This is a genomic window from uncultured Campylobacter sp. (genome assembly GCF_937980635.1).
Classification (GTDB): Bacteria; Campylobacterota; Campylobacteria; order Campylobacterales; family Campylobacteraceae; genus Campylobacter_B.
In genome coordinates this window covers 1-1,041 of the sequence record NZ_CALJPG010000039.1, presented here as the reverse complement: position 1 = coordinate 1,041, position 1,041 = coordinate 1, and the positions used below count along the sequence as shown (strand labels likewise).

Here is a 1,041-nt window from a genome sequence, read left to right as displayed (position 1 = left end):
AAGGATAAAATAGCAGACAAGCTAGGCAATGTAGATCAAATTTGCCCTCTTGGCGGCGAGAACGTCCTTTTTATCGCCTCAAACGACGACGGCAAGACGCTGTATCTACTGGAGGGCGACCGCGTGAGCGAAGTGGCAAAGGGCGTCATCGCCGTGGGCAAGTCCAAGCGAAACGAAATTTACGCCCTGCTAAATCAAGACGAGGTGTGGCTGATCAGGGGCTACGACGGCAAGAGCAGCGGCGAGCTGGTGGCGAGATTTAGCCACGAGCTGGAGATCATCTACGACGAGGCTGAAATTTTACCCTTTAACGATGGCAGCAAGGTGCTTTTGGCCGCCCATGACGGAATTTTTTTGATCTCGCAAAGCGGTTCGAAGCTTATCCATCCGATCTACGAGGATGAGGGCGATGACGACGACGAACTCGAGATAGATATGGCAAACGCGACGCTCTCAAATGACAACGAGCTAATCGTCGCGGGCGAGCAAGATACCGATGAGCACGTCCTGATGGATAGCGAGGGCGAGCGGCTGGGCTGCATCGGCGCGCAGAGCTCGTATCCGCACTTTTGCCTCTTTAGCGCGGACGATACGCAGCTCATCACGAACTCCTGCCACTTCTACAACGGCGTTACGATCGGCGTGGATAGGGCGGCTCTAAAGCGAGGGCTAAAGGTCGAGGCTTATTCGTACGACGAAGAGGGTGAGAAAAATTTCACGCTGATCGACGATGCGATGAGGGTATATGCGGGCGTAGCGACGCAGGACTTTTACATTCTCGGCGACGCATACGGCTACATCAAGGCAGTCGGCAAGGACGGGCGTAAAATTTGGCGTCATTATCTGGGCGGTACGATAAAGTCTATGGCGCTAAGCGAGGACGGCAGCGTGCTTTTTGTGGGCACTTACGGCGGCAGGCTGCATAAACTACGCCTAGGCGCGGGCCAAGACAGCCACACGATCGGCAACGGCAACCACAAAGAGGAATTCAGACTGATCGCTTACGAGGATAAAATTTATCGGTGGTAAAATTTCGCGGTA

At 54.1% G+C, this 1,041-nt stretch carries 1 protein-coding gene; it reads left to right on the top strand.

The window, feature by feature from the left end; genetic code table 11:
- Nucleotides 1-1,029: hypothetical protein (locus Q0460_RS10585; protein ID WP_299086725.1), on the top strand; the 1,029-nt coding region annotated here is incomplete at its 5' end.
- Nucleotides 1,030-1,041 lie beyond the last annotated feature (12 nt).